The sequence below is a fragment of the Fibrobacter sp. UWT2 genome (assembly GCF_900142545.1).
Taxonomy (GTDB): Bacteria; Fibrobacterota; Fibrobacteria; order Fibrobacterales; family Fibrobacteraceae; genus Fibrobacter.
The window spans coordinates 88,401-107,645 of sequence record NZ_FRBF01000012.1; the positions used below are offsets into that span (position 1 = coordinate 88,401).

The 19,245-nt window shown below is 48.9% G+C and carries 11 protein-coding genes; all 11 read left to right on the forward strand.

The genetic code is table 11. The annotated features are described in order from the left end of the window. The 11 genes from nuoL (at position 1) to BUA40_RS09695 (ending at position 19,067) form a co-directional block, all read left to right on the forward strand. On the forward strand, positions 1-1,953 hold the full coding sequence (nuoL, locus tag BUA40_RS09645; RefSeq protein ID WP_072800435.1) for an NADH-quinone oxidoreductase subunit L: 1,953 nt from the start codon (positions 1-3) through the stop codon (positions 1,951-1,953). Next, positions 1,953-3,680, forward strand: a complete 1,728-nt coding sequence (locus tag BUA40_RS09650; RefSeq protein WP_072800436.1) for a complex I subunit 4 family protein — start codon at positions 1,953-1,955, stop codon at positions 3,678-3,680. The genes nuoL and BUA40_RS09650 overlap by 1 nt, the downstream gene beginning before the upstream one ends. Beyond that, entirely contained in the window at positions 3,673-5,145 is a 1,473-nt protein-coding gene (locus BUA40_RS09655; protein ID WP_072800437.1) for an NADH-quinone oxidoreductase subunit N, read from the forward strand. Before BUA40_RS09650 ends, BUA40_RS09655 begins: the two co-directional genes overlap by 8 nt. A 225-nt stretch (positions 5,146-5,370) precedes the next feature. Beyond that, a complete protein-coding gene (locus BUA40_RS09660) occupies positions 5,371-5,799 on the forward strand; it encodes a hypothetical protein (protein ID WP_143149761.1) in 429 nt (142 codons plus the stop codon). Next, on the forward strand, positions 5,781-8,696 hold the full coding sequence (locus tag BUA40_RS09665) for an FISUMP domain-containing protein (protein ID WP_072800439.1): 2,916 nt from the start codon (positions 5,781-5,783) through the stop codon (positions 8,694-8,696). Before BUA40_RS09660 ends, BUA40_RS09665 begins: the two co-directional genes overlap by 19 nt. A gap of 70 nt (positions 8,697-8,766) precedes the next feature. Further along, positions 8,767-9,252: a 2-C-methyl-D-erythritol 2,4-cyclodiphosphate synthase gene (ispF, locus tag BUA40_RS09670; RefSeq protein ID WP_072800440.1), complete on the forward strand. Its 486-nt coding sequence runs from the start codon at positions 8,767-8,769 to the stop codon at positions 9,250-9,252. Between the two features lie 61 nt (positions 9,253-9,313). Continuing rightward, on the forward strand, positions 9,314-9,937 hold the full coding sequence (hisH, locus tag BUA40_RS09675; RefSeq protein WP_072800441.1) for an imidazole glycerol phosphate synthase subunit HisH: 624 nt from the start codon (positions 9,314-9,316) through the stop codon (positions 9,935-9,937). Between the two features lie 101 nt (positions 9,938-10,038). Next, positions 10,039-13,743 (forward strand): hypothetical protein, encoded by a 3,705-nt coding sequence (locus BUA40_RS09680; RefSeq protein WP_072800442.1) that lies wholly within the window; start codon positions 10,039-10,041, stop codon positions 13,741-13,743. Between the two features lie 29 nt (positions 13,744-13,772). Then, positions 13,773-15,593, forward strand: a complete 1,821-nt coding sequence (locus BUA40_RS09685; RefSeq protein ID WP_072800443.1) for a hypothetical protein — start codon at positions 13,773-13,775, stop codon at positions 15,591-15,593. 206 nt (positions 15,594-15,799) lie between these two features. Next, positions 15,800-17,506, forward strand: coding sequence for a Na/Pi cotransporter family protein (locus BUA40_RS09690; protein WP_072800444.1), 1,707 nt, complete (start codon positions 15,800-15,802; stop codon positions 17,504-17,506). A gap of 190 nt (positions 17,507-17,696) precedes the next feature. Beyond that, positions 17,697-19,067, forward strand: coding sequence for a T9SS type A sorting domain-containing protein (locus tag BUA40_RS09695; RefSeq protein WP_072800445.1), 1,371 nt, complete (start codon positions 17,697-17,699; stop codon positions 19,065-19,067). The last annotated feature ends 178 nt before the right edge of the window (positions 19,068-19,245 follow it).

The following is a 19,245-nucleotide window of genomic DNA, read 5'->3' on the forward strand; positions in this document are numbered from 1 at the left end:
ATGACAAATTTACCGCTTTGGATAATTCCTCTTTTCCCGCTTCTCGGAACGATTCTTCTGGGTGCGATTGCCGTGATTTCTTCGGGGAGCAAGAAAGGCCCCTCTGAAGGTTTTGTGGGCGCCCTCTCGGTGCTGTTCCCGGTGGTATCCTTTGTGTTCGTGGTGATTCTTGCTTTCGGTATGCCCGATGGCGGTATCCGCGAAACGCTTTGCAACTGGATTGACATCCCGATGCTCAAGGTCGATATCGGATTCCTGTTCGACGGCCTTTCTCGCGTGATGCTCCTGTTCGTGACCGGTATCGGTTCGCTCATCGCTCTCTACTCGATTGGTTACATGCACGGTGACCGCGGCTTTACCCGCTTCTTCGCCTACATTAACCTCTTCCTGTTCAGCATGATCGTGCTCGTACTTTCCGACAGCTTGCTCCTCACCTTCCTCGGTTGGGAAGGCGTGGGCCTTTGCTCCTACTTGCTGATCGGTTTCTGGAACCACGACTTGAACAACTGCAAGGCCGCTAACAAGGCCTTCATCGTGAACCGCGTGGGTGATATCGGCTTCTTGCTCGGTATGCTTTGCCTTGCAACGCTGGGTGGCTCCGCCGTTTTGAATTACGATGCCTTGAACAAGTTCATTGAAATGCTTCTTGCTGGTGGCCATGTGGAACTTGCCGCTCCGATCCTTGCGATTGCGGGCCTTCTGTTCTTCGTGGGTTGCACGGGTAAGTCCGCTCAGATTCCGCTCCTCACCTGGCTCCCGGATGCCATGGCTGGTCCGACTCCTGTGTCTGCCCTCATCCATGCCGCTACTATGGTGACCTCTGGCGTGTACCTGCTGGCTCGTCTCAGCCGCATGTTCGTTCTTATTCCTGAAGTGCTCATCATCATCTTGATTGTGGGTATGCTTACCGCTTTCTGGGCTGCAGTTGCAGGTCTCTTCCAGAACGACATCAAGAAGGTGCTGGCCTACTCGACCATTTCTCAGCTCGGTTACATGTTCATGGCTGCTGGCGCTTCTGCCTTCGACGCCTCGATCTTCCACGTGTTCACCCACGCCTTCTTCAAGGCTGCCCTCTTCTTGGGCGCCGGTGCCGTGATTCACTCCCTTGCGGGTGAACAGGATATGCGCCGCATGGGTGGCCTCATCAAGAAGACTCCGGTGACCGCTTGCGTGATGATTTTCGCCTTCCTCGCGATTATCGGCTTCCCGGGCTTTGCTGGTTTCTGGTCCAAGGATCTTATCTTGGAACGTCTCTATACGAACGCTCCTTTCGGTGAAGTCTTCTACTTTGCGGGTCTCCTTACGGCTGTGATTACGGCGGTCTATATGGGTCGTCTCATCATCATGACCTTCTTCGGTGAATACCGCGGTTCCAAGGAAAGCGAAGAACACATTCACGAAGCTCCGGCCAGCATGCTGATCCCGATGGTGATTCTCGCTTTCGGTGCCGTGTTTGCCGGTTACCTGTGGGCTGATTCCATGGGCATCAAGTTCTTTGCTAATACTCTTGCTCCGGTGGTGGGCGAGGCCCAGAACTACAGCTTGGGCTCTGCAACTCATCACGTGAATGCGTTGACCTTCGCCTGCTTCGGCACGGCTGCCGCTCTGCTCGGTATGATTATTGCCTACGCGCTTTACGGCCGTACTCGCATCCCGCGCATTCCGGCTAAGTTGAGCAGCGCTCCTGTTGGCGCCAAGGCTGACTGGACGTTCTTCTTCGACTACATCCATGAAATTTTCATTGTCATGACCAAGGCTGCAGCCTTTATCGCTGACATGTTTGTCGATAAGGTCCTGCAGGGAATTCAGTGGACCGTGGGTTCCATTGTTGAAATCATTGGTGATGGCGTGAGTTCTTTCCAGGTGCGCAAGGTGCGCGTGCAGCTTACGCTTAGCCTGGTGGGTGTCGCCGCCTTAGTTGCCGTTGTACTTTTGACCGGAGGATTGTTCTAATGCTTTTACATCTTCTTGTCCTCGCTCCTTTTGCCGCAGCCATTTTGATGATGGCTACTTCCAAGGAAGATCCGAAGTCTTCTTCTAGACTGGCCTTCCTGTTCGGCTTTGCTTTCGTTGCTCTGTCCATTGCTCTGATCGCCAGCGGCAACCAGGCTACCGAAGCTGTTGAATGGTTCCACATTCCGGGTGCCAAGGGTGCTGTTTACTACTACTTGTACAGCCATGGTCTGGGTGCCTGGATGGTGTTCCTTTCTTGCGCCCTTTCTCTTGTGGCCTTGATGACGGCTCGTAATACGGTCGACAAGAACTACCGCAACTTCGCCATCGGCATTTTTGCCTTGATGGGCGCTATGAACGGTACGTTCCTCGCCGCAGACGCAGTGCTGTTCTTCTTCTTCTTCGAAGCCATGGTGTTTCCTGCCGCAGTGCTCATTGCAGGCTTCGGTGGCAAGGAACGTCGCAAGGCCGCTATGACCTTCGCAATTTACACCCTGGTCGGTTCTGCCCCGATGATGGTTGCCCTCTGGTACCTGATTACGCTGGCAGACAACTCCCTGGTGCTTTCCTTGGCGGTGGCTCTCCAGAATCTTGATTCGGCAACGCAGATGACGCTTCTGCTTTGCTTCTTGCTCGCCTTCTTGGTGAAGACTCCGATTTTCCCGTTCCATGGCTGGCAGGCAATCACTTATGCAGAAGCTCCGGCTCCGCTTTCGGCAATCCTTACGGGTGCCATGAGTAAGGCTGGCGTGTTCGGCTTCATCGCCTGGATTCTTCCGATTTTCCCGCTTTCGATGGAAGTGGTGGATTCCATGATGTGGCTTGGCTTGGCTACGGCCATTTACGGAGCCCTGATGGCCCTCCGTGCTACTGACGGCAAGAAACTCCTCGCTTTCAGCTCCATGAGCCATTTGGGCTTGGCTGTGGCAGGCGTGTTCAGCCTCTCTGAATCCATGCTGCCGGCTGTCTTGGTGCTTTTGGTTGCTCACGGTCTTTCTGCTGGCGCCCAGTTCTACCTGATGGGTATTGCCGAACGCTTTGCCGGTACTCGCGATATCGAACAGCTCGGTGGTCTTGCTTCTCGCAACCCCGTGTTCGGTTCCCTCTTCGGATTCCTGGCGGTGCTTTCTCTCGCTGTTCCGGGAACGGCCGGATTCGTTGGCGAATTTACGGTGCTGATGTCCTTGTGGGATATGGGCCCGCTTCCGGCACTTGCCGCAGGTCTTTGCCTGATTCTTTCGGCAACCTACATGCTTCGCTTTGTGCAGAAGGTCATCTTTGGCAAGCCTGCCCGCGAATATGAAGACGGCAAGCGCATGACCGCTCTCGAAGGATCTTCGATCGGCGTGATGGGTGTCCTTCTTCTGGTGTTCGGTATGCATCCGGCCTTCATTACCAATGCGCTCCAGCTCTTTGACGAAACCGCTGTTCAGGAAATGAATAAGTTGACTCATCCTGCTGACGACGCCCAGACGGTTGAAGCTTCTGCCGATACCACTGGCGAATCCATTGTGGACGAAAACATTGCTGCCGTGGCTCAGCCCATGACCGAAGATGATTTGCGTCAGCTGGATTCCAACCTGAAGGCAAACGGCTTTACCGACGAAGAACGCGCTTCGCTGATTGCCCAGCTTAAGGCCATGAGCGAAACCGACGTCGCCGATGCGAACGAAAACGCAGAATCTAACGAGGCCAAAACAAACGAGGAGGCTTCTACCAATGAGTAATTACGTGAATCTCTTGCCGGTGATTCTTGTGGCTTTGGGCGCCCTCACGACGCTTGCTGCAGAACCCTTTATCAAGGACGAAAACAAGCACAAGATTTTGCCCTGGGTGGCAACCTTGTTCATTGCCCTTGGTGCTGGTGCCTACTACCTGACCACTAACGATACCTTCATGGACCTGTATGCCATGGATCCGATTCGTCGAGTTCTTGGTCTTTCTGTCGTGCTCTGCGCATTCCTCGGAATTGCGGGCCTCCAGTGGACACTCGGCCACGAAAAGTTCAAGGGTGGCGAAGCTTACGCCCTGTTGATGCTTGCAACCTGCGGTGCATTGCTCATGACCCAGGCTATCGACTTCCTTGCTCTCTTCTTGGGCATGGAACTGGCCAGCTTCCCGATTTACGCCTTGGTGGGTCTTCGCCGCAAAGACGTGAATGCTAACGAAGGTGCTTTCAAGTACTTCGTTTCGGGCTCGGTCTTCAGCGCAATCTTCCTGTACGGCGTGGCCCTCATTTACGGTGCCACCGGTTCGACCCACATTTTCTCTTCTGTAATCGCTGGCCGCGGCCTGCTTTATGGCATGGGCGTTCTCTTGGCCATGTTTGCACTCCTCTTTAAGGCCGGTGCGGCTCCGCTCCATTTCTGGGTGGCAGACGTCTATACGGGTGCCTCTGTGGCTGTGACTGGCTTTATGGCCGCTGTCGTCAAGGTGGGTGCTCTCGCTGCCTTGGGTACGCTCTGGCTTGGCTCGCTGGTGACCCGCATCGGTTCTGCTCCGGCATGGAACTTGGCTGAACAGGTGACCATTCACGGTGAAAACAAGAGCCTTTTCTACGTGATTGTGGTGGTGTCGCTGCTTTCTATGGCAATCGGCGCTTTCGGCGGTCTCGCTCAAAAGTCTATCCGCCGCATTATGGCATACTCTGCCGTGATGAACGCAGGCTTTATCGTGATTGGCCTCTTGCTGCCGGACTATGCAACCGAAGGTACGGTGCAGATGGGCGCCATGTACTACTTCCTCCTTACCTACGCTGTCGGTAGCGCTGGCGCTTTGGCCGGTATCGCTTACCTTGCCGGTAAGGATGACAAGAACGAATCTCTGGAAGATATCCAGGGCCGTGGTCGCAAGCGTCCCTATGTGGCTGTCGCTACGACGGTCTGCTTGGCAAGCCTTGCTGGTATGCCGCCTGTAGCAGGGTTCCTCGCCAAGTTCACGCTCTTTACCGATGCCCTTTCGGGTGGACTCGGCGTAATCGCCGCGATTGCCTTTGGCCTTTCGCTGGTGGCCGCAGTGTTCTACCTGCGCATCGCCTTCGTGCTCTTCATGCCCCTCAAGGCTGAATGCGAATGCAAGTGCTGCTGCGGCAAGAATACCGTGTATGCTTACTTGCTGCGCTTTGCCGTGACCCTTGCCGCTATCGCCTTGATTGTGGTCGGCATCTTCCCGAAGGTCGCCCTCATCGTTTAATGAAAGCGACATTCTGGAGGCTTTGCGTCTGGAATTCAAATGAAAAACCGCCTTTCGGGGCGGTTTTTTGTCGTTTTATCGGACTTCTGCAAACAAATTGTCCTGTTTGTATACAGAGGATTTATATTTAAGAGTATGAAATTGAAAGGGTGGGTTGTATTTTTTTTCTTTTCGACATTCCTCGTTTTAGAGGGATGTTCGATGTATGATTATCACGAACGGACTATGGATCTCGATCAAGCGAGAATCTATTCCATCTATTGGCAAGCCAACGATACAACGGAGTATACAAGCGCTAGCTCTAGTCGTATCGGGTCTGAATTGGATGTGTTTTCGATAAAGCTTGATTTGAATGACGATTCCTTATTTGTGGATGTTTACGGGTGCACGGATTACGGCTGCACAAAGGCTGAAAAGATTGTCGTTCATAACGAGGATTTCAGCTATTCGAAGTTGCTCAAGAAAGACGACTTTAAAATATCGACACCCGATGCAAAATATACCACGAACGAATTCGGATACGATTGTGATGTGGTCAAGGATTATTATTTCCGCTTGAAAATTGATTTGGACGATTTCAAGATAGATTTGGACGCGCAGAAAGGCACTGAATCCTGCTATACAAGGAGTAACCCATGGTGTATTTACTGCTAGCGTTTGCACTGGCTCTTGTGGGGTGCTCGGATTGGTATTACGAAGCTGCCGATACGGATTACCACAAAAATAAGACCCATGAACTGCGAGGCCAATATCCTATTGATGGTCGTACGATTGAAGGCGATATTATTTTCCCGGCATTCAGTAAGGCGAAATTTACTCCTGAAAAGGTCTTGCTGATTCAACTGGACAGCTCCCTTGCAGAACTGGATACCTTGAAAGGTGAAATCCTTAAAAAGGATTCCGTGGACTATAGGATTCCTTACCATGCTTATAAGTACCCTTATGTGAAAATTCAAGTCAAGGGAAATTGGAAATTCTTGAGTTCGAAAGGGGTGCCGCTGACGCTAGAAACGATCTGCGATATTTCGAACGTGTGGAAGCCCAACGTTAATTTGCTGACCCACTTGGAAGTGCCGTTGGTCGAATCCCTTGTGGCCGACGAATATCCCTTCAATGCGGCAAAGGGATTGGCTTCGCAGGTGTTTACGGAAAATTTTGGTTTTGAATACAGAAAGGATCCTGTAGAAACTTATAAGCAAGAAAGCAGTGAACTGTATCCGTTGTACCGGATGTTCCTGCTGGGCAGTTCAGACAGTGCCATTGTCGAAAACATCGAAGATTTCCGCTTGGATTTGGCGGACGGCATTTATGACGGCTCCGATAACCTGGTTCAATTTGCAGACTACATTGTTGAAGACTGGCTCCGTAAGGATTCTCTGGTAACGAGCTTGAATATGAGCAAAGTCCAATGGGGCATTTCCAAAGCCCTTGTGGAACGTGCTTACGGATTGACGGCTTGTACTGATTCAAGTGTGGGATATTTCTATGTCAAATCGTCGAATTCCAAATTCAAGGGAGATTCCCTGGTTTGTGACAAGGGTCAATTTGACTACTACGTTTACCGCGTCCTTGATTCCCTGGAACGCAAATATGGAGCATGTACTTTCATAGACACTTCTATGAACGCAATCGTTTCTCAAGAAGATAATTCTTTCCTCTATTGCATTCATAGTACCATGGAATATACGAGGTGGTCTGAACCTTCGATGAATTATGTACTTAATAGCTATTTAGGAAAGTGTGATAATAAGGATTCTGAAGGCGTAAGAAAGAGGTTCAGGGACACCATTTATGTTTGTGAATCCAATAGCAACTATTGGCGAAAGGATGGCACGGATACACTCAGTTTTTATTTGGGTAAATGCGATACGGCTTCTCTTTGGAAATTGAACAAACTGCAGGATTCATCCGAGTTCGTCTGCACCTTTGAATCCTGGGTGCCTGCAAATGATTCTCTCCGCTTCCTCTCGAAACAACGTCCCTGTGAAAGGAATAAAGATTCCTTGCGCGTTCTTACCTATGATTCTCTTTATTATGTCTGCGCCGAAGTGAAGTGGAAAGAGAGCAAAGTCTACACCTTCAAGGATACTACTCAAACGGATGCGGAATCCATAGCCCGTCGGTATTACCTAAAGAGTGAATGTGCGACTGTCGCCGATACGGTGAAGTACATTATAGATTCCCTTGAGAACAAGTATTACCATTGCGAAAAGAGGGAGAATGTTCTTGCTTTCTATGAATCGGATTTTGACCATGCGCAGAAGTATCTGAATGAACAGTATCTTAAAACGTTGCCGGCTTGTACTGCAGAATCCGATACTCTTGAACTGTTCTTCCATCCGTATCTTGCGAAAATTCGAGGTGCAAATTGGACGACGAACTATCATTGCGAAAATGTAGGCGGAAAGTATCAGTACAAAGCGGTAGATGAAGTGCGAAGAGTGATACTGATGGGCCTTGCGGATGTGAACGAAAGGTTTACTTGCGACTTGAGTAAGGATTCCCTATATGTGGTGCAAGATACAGTTTATGGAAATTATTTCCATTGCGAAGAAAGGAATGGCCGCTATGAGTTCGTGTCGATTACTCGTGAACAGGCGATTTCTTATGCAAGTTATGCGGCGATGGGAAAGTTGGATGCTTGCGAACCTTCGGATACCATTCAGTATCAAATGGATGATTACAATTATTATTACTACTGTACTGAAAAGAATGGAAAATGGGAACATAAAAGAATTGAAAGAGATTCCCTGGCCCTGTTGCTTGTTGATCAGTTGAACAGGAAGGATCCTTGTGATGCCACTGTGCAGAGGTGGCGTGCGACGACATTCTCGCTGAAAACTTCAAAATATTTCTACGAGGTGTATTATATGATTTGTGACTATGATGGCCAGAATAATTTTGTGTGGAATCAGGTTTCCGAAAGCCATTATGATTTAGTAAATAAGATGTCTAGAGCTGCGGCTCTTGATCTTCCCGCTTGTTCGGCAGAAGAAATCGCCGCTCGTGGCCCTGCTGTCGAAGTTCAGAATGGCTTTATCACGGACCCGCGCGATGGTCACAAGTATTCCGTAAAAACCATGGGTAAACAGGTTTGGATGACAGAAAACCTAGATTACTATGATACGCTTTTCATGCCCAATTTAATTGGGAAAACGGGTTGTGCCGATTCCAGCGATTGTACGGAAAGTTCTCGCAGTTATACCTGGTATGGTGCCGTTAACTCGAAAGTCACCTCGAATTTCGATGAATTGAGATCGCAACTCTGTACACCGATTCAGGGCGTGTGCCCGGTGGGGTGGCATATCCCGTCGATGTTGGAATGGCAGGAACTCTTTGATTACGCAGAAAAGAACAAGAGCGGCAGGGATTACGGTATCGGAGTGAGGAACAAGTGGAATAGCCCCTATGCGGTTTCAGAGGCAAGCACTAACGGTGAAAAGTTGAATATGGCCTTAGGAGTGGAAATTCCCTATGACGGAAATTTCTACGGATATAAGAACTACTTCTTCTATTCGGCTTACTTCGCCGTCCGTTGCGTAAAGGACTAGCGAAAAATCCCGGCCTGAAGTGCCGGGAATTTTTTTATCTTTCCTGTTGAAAAGAAAAAAGGAACAAATTATGGATAAGATTTATCGTTCGGGCATCGGTTTTGATGTCCATAAGTTGGTGGAAGGTCGCAAGTGCATTATTGGCGGCGTAGATATTCCATACGAAAAGGGACTCCTCGGTCACAGCGATGCCGATGTCTTGTTGCATGCGATTAGCGATGCTTTGCTGGGTGCCGCGGGCCTCGGCGATATCGGCACGTACTTCCCGGATACGGACCCCGCCTTCAAGGGAGCCGACAGTCTGGAACTTCTGCGCAAGGTGGGCGAAGAGGTGCGTAAGGCCGGTTACGAAATTATCAACATCGACAGCATCGTGATGTGCGAACGCCCGAAGGTGAATCCGCACAAGGATGCCATGAAGGCAAACATCGCTCGCGTGCTGGGCCTCGACATTAAGCAGATCGGCATCAAAGGAACCACGACTGAAAAACTCGGCTTTACCGGTCGCGGCGAAGGCATTGCCAGCCAGGCTGTTGCCATGGTGCGCAGTCTGTAATTAGTCATTCTGAGATTAATACGGAATCTTTCTATCTTTGGCTGCGTAAAGAGAGGTTTTTATGTCCGCAAATCCAATTATCGTGGTTGATTACAATGCCGGTAACCTGACATCGGTGATGAATGCTCTTGCACATATTGGTGCAGAGGCCAAGTCTAGCCGCGATGCGGATGAAATCTCTAAGGCCACTCGCTTGATTTTCCCGGGTGTGGGGGCTGCCGCCTCCGCGATGGAGACTCTTACCCGTACGGGAATCGGCGATGCCATCAAGGCCGTAGTGAAGTCGGGCAATCCTGTGTTGGGTATTTGCATTGGCTGCCAGATTATTCTTGAAGAAAGCGAAGAAGACGGTGGCGTCAAGACGCTCGGTCTTATTCCCGGCAAAGCGGTGCGCTTTAAGGATGAACCGGGACTCAAGATTCCTCACATGGGTTGGAACCAGGTGAACTTTACCCGCGAACACCCGATTATGAAGGGTATTCGCAGCGGTAGCGACTTTTACTACGTGCATTCCTACCACCCGGTAGTGCCCGCAGAATATTCTTTTGCTGAAACGACGTACGGCACGCAGACCTTCCAGGGGCTGATCGGCAAGGACAACCTGATTGCCTCCCAGTTCCACCAGGAAAAGAGTGGCGATGTAGGCCTTGCCATGCTTAAGAATTTCTGCGACTGGAAAGTTTAGACAACATCTTTTTTGAGCTGAGATATTTAGTCTTTGATGGAATGCCGGGCCGAGCCCGGCTTTTCCTTTAATTATATTTACAGAAAAGTTAGGAGGACTTTATGTCTAAAAGAAGGCTTGCGTTTATCGCCCTATTTATGCTCGTGCAGGTTTCTTTTGCTGCATGGGATGGTTCCGTTAAAATCCCGAAAACAGTTGTGAGCGACGGCGTGGAGTACTACGAAATTACTTCGCCTGAAGAACTGATCGGGCTCCTGGATTCGGTATTGGTGATACGATCGTTTGACGAATCCCTGCAGGCCTATCTGAAAAACGATATTGTTTTTGGTGAAGATTCGACTAAACTTTGCTCGAAAAAATGGATCCGTAACGAAAACCAGACATACTTTCAGGGAGTTCTTGACGGCCGTGGCCATACAATCTATGGTCTGAATGCTGCAAGTTCCATGTTCAAGACAATCGGTATCAATGTGGGCGAAGTCCGCAATATCAATGTGGCGAACAGTTCCTTTGGTAGTGATTCGGCTTACCAGGTCGGTGTTGTCGCCGATATGATGCGCGGTGTGGTCCAGAATGTTAAAGTCTACAATACCAAAGTCGTATCCGGATATGATGCCGGTGGTATTGCGGCTAGTATGGTTTCGTCGGATGACGAACTGACGGGAATTTTAAATTGCCATGTGGTCGGCGGCTCGGTGAAGGGTTCCAGCTACGTGGGCGGTATCGTGGGTAGTGCTAGAGGCCGTATTCTTGGGTGCTCTAACTCGGCACGGGTATCGTTCTCCGAAAAAGAAACCGAAAGAACGAACTATACTAGTGATGTCTTTGTTGGAGGCATTGCCGGATATGCCGTGTCGCAACCGGGATATGCTATTGAAAGTTGCGTCAATCGTGGCCCGGTTGAAGTGATTTCGGCTCATATGGAATCTTATGTGGGTGGTGTTGCTGGACAGGTACTAGGTTCTGTCTCTAATTTGCAAAACTATGGCGATGTGGCGGCCAAGCTTTCGTACTTTAGCGATACGGCTTCTTCTCAGTGGCAAATGATTTCCTATGTAGGTGGAATTGTCGGTAGCAAGCATCTTCACCAATATGAAACGGGCGAACTCCGTGATTTCTTGAATGAGGGAAATGTGGCGGCCTTTGTGCAAAGCAGCCTTGAAAGCGGATCTCTGTGTGTCGGAGGAATCTTTGGTGAAAATCGCTCTAATACGATAACGAATGCGTTGAATAGGGGCTCTGTCAAGGCTTATGGTTATGGAGGCCTCATGACAACTTATGTGGGCGGCGTAATCGGTTATGAACCGATGAATTCCTATTATCTCGGGTTTGATAAATTGGGAAACCGCGGAGAAGTTTATGCGGAAGGCGTGTACCGGACGTATGTTGGCGGTGTCTTGGGCCATGCGAATCGCCCTTATGCTAAGAACCCTGCGCTATACCGTTCGTACAACTATGGAAACGTGACGGGAAGCGTCGCCGATACGGCTAGCCTCTCGGATCAACTTGATGTGGGCGGCCTTGTCGGGTATGCCAACGAGATGCTGATAAGCGACGTCTATAATCATGGCCGAGTCCTGTCGAAAGGAAAACTTGCAAATGGAACGAGTTATGTCGGTGGCATTGTGGGGCGTTTCTCTTATCCGGATTTTTATATTCAGAATTCGTATAGCGCCGCACCTAGCGTAAAGGGCGATGTTGTCGGAGGCTTGATCGGGTATACCAATGCCATGGTTTCTCCGCGTAACGCATATTATGACGGTTCTCTTTCTAGCGTAGACCCCTTGGGTGAAGTGCTCTATAGTGATATGGTTGAATGTACGGGTTGCAAAAAAACGACCTCGGAATTGCAAAGCGAAAAAACGGTTGCCCTGCTGAATACTTCGAATGGAGAAAGCTTAGACCGAAAACTGTGGACTCGCCGCGAAGGGTATCCGGTATTTACGTTTGATAGCTTGTATAAAAATGACTCCATTTATTTTGAATACGATGAATTTGCCATGCCTCCGCTGCATGCAAAAGGTGATACTCTTGTGTACACGATTTCGACTGCGGCCGAATTGAGAAACTTCCTGGAAATGGGTGGCAATTATGATAAATACAAGAAAAAGCTCAAAGTGGAATTGGCAAACGATATCGTAATGGGAGAAGATACCACTCATTTGTCGATGCGGAAAATTGCGGCCGATACAAACCGAACGACGGGCTTGAATATGCACTTTAGTGGCAATGGACATACGATTTATGGACTAAACATGTCTCGTGCCATGTTCTTTTATGTTGGCCCAGAAGGACTTGTTGAAAACATGACGATTGCGAATAGCCGCTTTGAAAATAATTACGGCAAATCTGCTGCCGGTGTGGCAATCGAACTGAGCGATGGTGCCTGTATCCGCAATGTCACTATTCGTAATAGCGTCGTGAAAGGCGGAGAGGCCGCAGGTGGGATTGTCGTGGATAATTACGGTGTCGTTCGTAACAATGTGAATGAAAATACTCTGGTTGAATCCTACAATATTTCTGGAGGTATTGTTGCGAATAATTATAACGTGACGGTTGAAAATGCTAATTCCGGTAGAGTGTCTGGTCGACTTGTTGGCGGTATCATCGGATCTTCCTACTGGTACGGAAATAGCACGGTCACGATTACTGACAATTCCAATAGAGGAATGGTTCTTGCTTCTGGAGAAGGCCCTGTTTCTGCAGGGGGAATTGTTGGCTATGCACTTAGGGCTTCTGTTACTAGAAACTTTAATGCTGGCTTGGTTGAAGGAAGGACTGCTTTAGGTACGCTGACTGTTGGTGGTGTTGTGGGTAGGCTGGATACTGCAAATGTTTTTGCGAATAATGGAAACTGGGGACGGGTTCATGTGCTATCTGGTAAAGAAGTTTATGCAGGTGGCTTGGTTGGACGGAGTAAGGGAAGCCTTGAACGATCTAGCTTGAGTCCAGGTACCTATTACAATTCGGCGATTCTTTCGGCTTCGTTCAATTATGGTCCTGTGAGTGTCAAGTCTTCTGATAGCGTCGCTTATGCGGGTGGACTTTTGGGTTATAATTATGGCTCGGCCGTTTATACCAGCTATAATAGGGGATCTGTAATCAACGAAGGTAAATCGACTCGTAAATATACGGGTGGAATAGCATCTGTTGTAGAGGGCGGACGAATCTCGGGCGGGTACAATTATTCGGATTCGTTGTCTGGAGACGGTGTCGCTTCTCTGGTGTATGAATTTGTGGGAAGTTGGAATTACTTGGATAAGTACTATTATGGGGGCTCTACCGTGCCGGCCGTGGTCAAGTACTCGTCAGATTCCTCGAATACTTATAAAAAGGATAGCCTTGTTTTCAAGACCTTTGATGAAATGCAGGGAACTCTTGATTTCTTGACGGAATCCGACTGGAAATTCGGCGACTGTTTGCCTAAAATAGCATATGATACGACTTCGACTTGTGTGTCTACGGGAATTGCAGATTCCTATGGCGATTCGGACAAGCCGTATGAGGTGAGTTTCCTTGAATCGCTCGTGTATGTAACAAGCGATACCTCTAGTCATGATGGGCCGACGCCGGTTGTTCCTGCGGTGGTGAAGGTCGTTGCGCCTACGATGCATGTCGAGGTGACGGCACACAATGTGATGGTGACGGATCTTGCCGAAAACGCCCCTGTGATGGTGTTCGATATGCGCGGTCGCTTGGTGACATCGGCAAGAGCCCACGGAACTTCCGTGAATTTGTCAATTCCGAAGTCGGGTTGTTTCTTGGTTCGTAGCGGTAAACAATCTCGCCTGATTGTTGTCCGGTAACTTAGAAGTTTTTTGTTAGGAGATTCGCTATGTTGAAAATGTGCTTGGCAGTAGCAATGACTCTGGTTGCCCAGGTGGCTTTTGCCGCTATAGGCGATTCGACGAAATTCGATCAAGACAAATTTGAACGAATCGGCGATACGCTGTACTACAAGATTTCTACTGCCGAGCAGTTTGAAAAACTGCTCGAAGGCGTGCGAATCGAAACGGACGGCTATGTCGTTGGCTTAATCGAAAATGACCTTGTCATGGGCAAAGATACGGTCCATTTGGCAAAGAACAAAATGTCCATCGATACGAGCGGACGTTGTATGAACTTGTATCTTAACGGTCAGGGCCATACGATTTACGGCTTGAACATGTCTAGAGCCATGTTCTACTGCGTCGAAAACCTTGTGGAAAACCTGACGATTGCAAATAGCCGTTTTGAAAACGATGATGGATTGTCTGCTGCTGGCGTTGCTGTTCATTTAAAGGAAGATGCTTGTGTCCGTAATGTGAAAATCCGTAACAGCGTTGTGAAAAGTGAAGACATCGCTGCAGGTCTTGTGGCGTATAACGACGGCGCCATGCTTAACGATACGAATGAAAACTCGCTGGTTTCTTCGACCAATATCGCAGGCGGCCTTGCGGGCTCGCTTCGCTATGTGTTAATAAACTCCCGTAACAGCGGACGTGTGTCGGGGCGTGTTGCAGGCGGTCTTGTGGGCACGGGCGATAAGCTGGGTACAGACGGGGGTACGATTACGGGCTGCTCTAACAATGGAATGATTCTTGGCAATGGAAGCGGATCTGTTTCGGTAGGCGGTATTGCAGGGTATGCTCACCGAACAACGTTTAATAGCCTGAAAAATACGGGCTTGATCGAAGGCAAGTCTACATCGGGAACGCTTACGGTGGGCGGAATTGTAGGCAGACTTGATTCTACGCAGAATGTCATAGACTGTGGCAACTGGGGGAGAATCCATGCTCTTTCAGGTAAGAAAGTCTATGCCGGCGGTATAGTGGGCTTGTATTATGGCGAACTCCAAATGGTGGGAGAAACGCTTAGTCGTGCTTCCTGTTTGGTAACCTCCTATAATTATGGACCGGTAACAGTCAAGGCATCCGAAGATTTTGCCTATGCGGGCGGCCTTGCGGGGTATATAACGGGATCGCTAATTTCGGCTGATTACAACAGGGGCACCGTGAAAAACGAAGGTTCTTCGAAAAATCGGTATACGGGGAGCCTTGCGGCAATAGTGGATTGGTGCATGGTTGCAGGCAACTATAGTTATGTGGATACTTTGACCGGAAGTCATACCGCTTCGTTGGTGTATGAATTTGCAGGGACCAATAATTCTATGTATAGATCGTATTATGGCGGCGTAGAGGTTCCCCCAGTCGGTAAATACTCGGATGATCCGACGAATATGTACCAAAAGGATTCGTTGGTGTCTTTAGGCTTTGAAGAAATGAAAGAAGCTCTTCAGATTTATGACGGCGGTAATTGGGTGCGGACGGACTGCATGGCTCAGGCGAAGACGGATACAAACACCGTTTGCACTGTAAAGGTGATTGCCGATTTCTTCGGTGATTCCGATAAGCCTTATGAGGTGACTTTCATTGACGAGGGCAAGACTTTTGTTGCGCCGAAGGTGAAAACGCCGCATCTGAAGGTCGTTGTCTCTGCCCGAAACATTTCAGTTTGGGGGGCTGTCGCGAATCGCCCGGTGCAGGCGTTCGACATGCAGGGAAACTTAGTGGCGTCGGCTAGACCTGTGGGGGCTGTCGCGACTCTCGCTGTGCCGAAAGCCGGTGTTTACATCGTGCGTCATGGAAATGAATCCCGCAGAGTGACAATCCGTTAAAGTTGAAACGGATTGTTCCGCCATACTGCGGCCATTTTGGCTGTAATAATTTTTTTCTGTTTTCGTAGCCTTGCGCCACTCGTAAGGCTTTTGACTTATTTCTATATTTACGGCAACAAATCAGATAAACAATTCACCGCCATGAGCCCGAACTAGCTGAAAGGCAGCGACGATGATCCGGTAGTGGCGTTCCGTAGGAATGTCCTATGACACTTATGATTCTTAAAATGATCGGTTGCCTTGCGCTCCTCATGTTCGGCATGAAGACCATGAGCGAAGGCTTGCAGAAACTCACGGGCGGTCACTTGCGTGCTGTCCTTGGAACCATGACCAAGCACCGCATCGGAGGCCTTCTCACTGGTACTTTTGTGACGGCCTCGGTGCAGTCTTCTACCGCTACGACCGTCCTTACCGTAAGCTTCGTTAACGCTGGCCTGCTCACATTGAGTCAGGCCATTCCTGTTATCATGGGGGCAAACATCGGTACAACGGCCACGGCCTGGATCATGTCCATATTCGGGTTCCAGTTCAACATGAGCTCGGTGGTGTGGCCCTTCTTCGCCCTCGGTATCATCCTTTCTTACACCAAGAAGAATTCGACCAAGAGCATCGGCGAATTCGTATTCGGTTTCGCGTTCATGTTCCTCGGCCTTACCACGCTGCGTGAAAATGCGGTGGCCATGGACTTGGCACATAACCAGACGGTCATCAACTTCTTTGCGACGACCGGCGGTTGGGGAATCTTCAGTACGCTCCTGTTCTTGTTGCTGGGTAGCATCCTTACCATGTGCGTGCAGTCGTCTGCGGCTATCATGGCGATTACGCTTTTGCTCTGCAGCAGCGGAGTGCTTCCGATTTACCAGGGCATTGCGCTTGTGATGGGCGAAAACATCGGAACCACGGTGACTTCGAACCTTGCGGCCCTTTCGGCAAGTACGCAGGCAAGGCGCGCCGCCTTGGCTCACATGCTTTTTAACGTGTTCGGCGTGGTGTGGGTGTTGATTGTGTTCCGCCCGTTCGTGAATATGGTTTGTAGCATCGTTGGGTTCGACCCGACGTTTGTGCCGCACACCGACGAAGAAGTTGCGCAGGCGGGTGTGCGTGTGACTTACGCGCTTTCTGCCTTCCATACGGCATTCAACCTCTGCAACGTGCTTATCCTCATCTGGTTCATCAAGCCGATGGAAAAAATCATCTGCAAGATTATCCGCGAAAAGGAAGACGGCGAGGATTTCAAGGTCAAGTTTATCAGTGCAGGCCTTATGAGTACCGCAGAGCTTTCACTCTTCGAAGCCCGTAAGGAAATCAACCTGTTTGCAGCCCGCACGCAGAAAATGTTCCGTATGGTGCCCGAACTGCTCGAGATGAAGGACGAAAACGATTTCGTGAAGCTCTTTGCCCGCATCGAGAAGTACGAAGGCATTAGCGACAACATGGAAATCGAAATTGCCAAGTACCTGAACCAGGTTTCCGAAGGTCGCTTGAGCCCCGAAAGTAAGACGAACATTCAGTCGATGCTCCGCGAAATTTCTGAAATCGAAAGTATCGGCGACGCTTGCTACAATATGGCCCGCGCCATCAACCGCAAGTTTAGGAGCACCGACGACTTTACCGAAGAGCAGTACAACCGCATCAAGCACATGATGCAGCTTTGCGACAAGGCTCTTACAAACATGATTGATGTCATTGGCGATGTGGTAACTGCTGACGCAAACCGTACGCTGAATATGGAGAACGAAATCAACGATTATCGCAAGCTCCTCAAGGAGAAAAACATTGCCGATATCGAATCGCAAAAGTACAGCTACCAGATGGGTGTTCACTACATGGACGTGGTGAACGACTGCGAAAAACTCGGCGACTATGTGGTGAACGTGGTCGAGGCTCATACAAACAAGAAATTCTCGACCTAAGAGAATTCGCCTATAAACTTCGTCATACTGCATCACGCGAGCTCTCGCTGTATGTTTTATACAGCTTCGGCTCGCGTTCTTTGTCTGACTCGTTTCTAGGTGAATTTTGGTAATAAGGGTTGCAATTCTGCGTCTCGCAATATTTTTATATTTGTTGTCTAGTTGGTTATAAATAAAAAAGGAGGGCTGTATGAAAAAAATTATAGCTTTGATTTTTGCCTTGTTCTTTGCTACTGCGGCTGTCGCGGAATCGTTTGTGGCTTCGGAAAAGATTACGCAACAGGTTCTGGCTGGCAGCCTTACCCAGACTGTGGCTGCGGGCGATGAGATTGCGCCGATTAGAATTTTATATGAGAATATAGATGAAAATAAACATCAATCGGGTGGTATTTCTGACCTTGGCTTGACGGAAAAATGGACAGGTCCTGTTTGTGAAATTTTTGGGAAGATTAGCAGAAATATTGCTGCCCAAACGGTAAATGCTTATATCTTGGTGCAAGACGATGAAGGCAAGTATGCCAAGATGGATATAACATTTGAAATAAAAGAAAGAGAGTTTAAGTTTGAATGGAATGATGCTAGCGGAGAAATGAACCAAACCGTCAAAGCTGGCGAAACCATGGTGCCTATCGTTTTCGATTATGAGGCAATTTCTGTATGGGGCGTGAGTGGACTGCCTTCCGGCCTTAAAGGAGATATTGATGGAGATGTTTATGCAATAATCATTGCTGGCACGGTGGATGAAACTGTTGTGTCTGGTGATTATGATTATAAGGTAATCGTTAAAGATAAAAATTCGAAAGAACATTCGTTGTCAGGAACGATCACTGTGGAAGGACTCCCGAATGTTGCGTCAATAAGAATTGTTGAAAATGAAAAGCAGAAGGTTACTGCAGGTGATTCGATAAAGCCGATTGTGTTCAAGTTCGCAAATGTGAATGTCACTGAGAACATGGACAATTTTAAATTTGAACAAACTTTGCCCGGCTCGCTTAGAATAAGTGTCGAGGACGATGTTTTGACTATAAATGGAATTGTCGCGGAAAATGCGAAGGATGGTACTTATTCAATAAAAGTTATCGCAAAGGGCGAAAAAAACAATGATACGGCTTTTGCAAGTGTTGAAGTGGCTCATAAGCCTGTTGAGACTTCGTCATCCAGCGTTGTGGCTTCTTCAAGCTCCGAGGCGTCTTCTAGTTCTGTGAACTCCAGCAGCTCTGCTGAACAGTCTAGCTCCAGTGTAAGCTCCAGCGATTCGAAGTCTTCGAGCTCTAGCAATGCAGATGATTCTTCTTCGAGCGAAAAGACTACAAATATTGTGACGGCTGCAATGAATGGCGTGAAGTTCGGCTATACAAACAATGTGCTGACTGTCGTGTTGCCGACATCTTCGATGGTGCGTGTGCAAGTGTTCGACTTGACGGGTCATTTGGTTGAATCTCTTGTAGAACCCGTTATGGGCTCTAGGAGCTTTAGCCTCGCTCATTTGAACAGGGGCAATTACCTTGTGCGCGTCGAAAGCAATAGCCAAATGAGCGTGGCGAGAATCGCTGTCAAGTAAGGTGTGTGCCTATAAAAGTTCGCAAGAATCGCATTTTTTCTGAAAATGAAAAAAAAGACTCCGCTGATTGGCGGAGTTTTTTATTGTAAGAACGAAAACCACCAGCTAGGCTGGTGGTTCTAAAGAAGCCTTCTGGCGGTGCTGAAAAAAAGAAATCCTTTGATTATAATTGAAATGC

Excerpts from the sequence above, each read along its gene's own strand:
- nuoL (WP_072800435.1), top strand. The coding sequence starts at position 1 with ATGACAAATTTACCGCTTTGGATAATTCCTCTTTTCCCGCTTCTCGGA.
- BUA40_RS09695 (WP_072800445.1), top strand. The coding sequence starts at position 17,697 with ATGAAAAAAATTATAGCTTTGATTTTTGCCTTGTTCTTTGCTACTGCG.
- ispF (WP_072800440.1), top strand. The coding sequence starts at position 8,767 with ATGGATAAGATTTATCGTTCGGGCATCGGTTTTGATGTCCATAAGTTG.
- BUA40_RS09650 (WP_072800436.1), top strand. The coding sequence starts at position 1,953 with ATGCTTTTACATCTTCTTGTCCTCGCTCCTTTTGCCGCAGCCATTTTG.
- BUA40_RS09665 (WP_072800439.1), top strand. The coding sequence starts at position 5,781 with ATGGTGTATTTACTGCTAGCGTTTGCACTGGCTCTTGTGGGGTGCTCG.
- BUA40_RS09655 (WP_072800437.1), top strand. The coding sequence starts at position 3,673 with ATGAGTAATTACGTGAATCTCTTGCCGGTGATTCTTGTGGCTTTGGGC.
- BUA40_RS09680 (WP_072800442.1), top strand. The coding sequence starts at position 10,039 with ATGTCTAAAAGAAGGCTTGCGTTTATCGCCCTATTTATGCTCGTGCAG.
- BUA40_RS09685 (WP_072800443.1), top strand. The coding sequence starts at position 13,773 with ATGTTGAAAATGTGCTTGGCAGTAGCAATGACTCTGGTTGCCCAGGTG.
- BUA40_RS09660 (WP_143149761.1), top strand. The coding sequence starts at position 5,371 with ATGGATCTCGATCAAGCGAGAATCTATTCCATCTATTGGCAAGCCAAC.
- BUA40_RS09690 (WP_072800444.1), top strand. The coding sequence starts at position 15,800 with ATGACACTTATGATTCTTAAAATGATCGGTTGCCTTGCGCTCCTCATG.
- hisH (WP_072800441.1), top strand. The coding sequence starts at position 9,314 with ATGTCCGCAAATCCAATTATCGTGGTTGATTACAATGCCGGTAACCTG.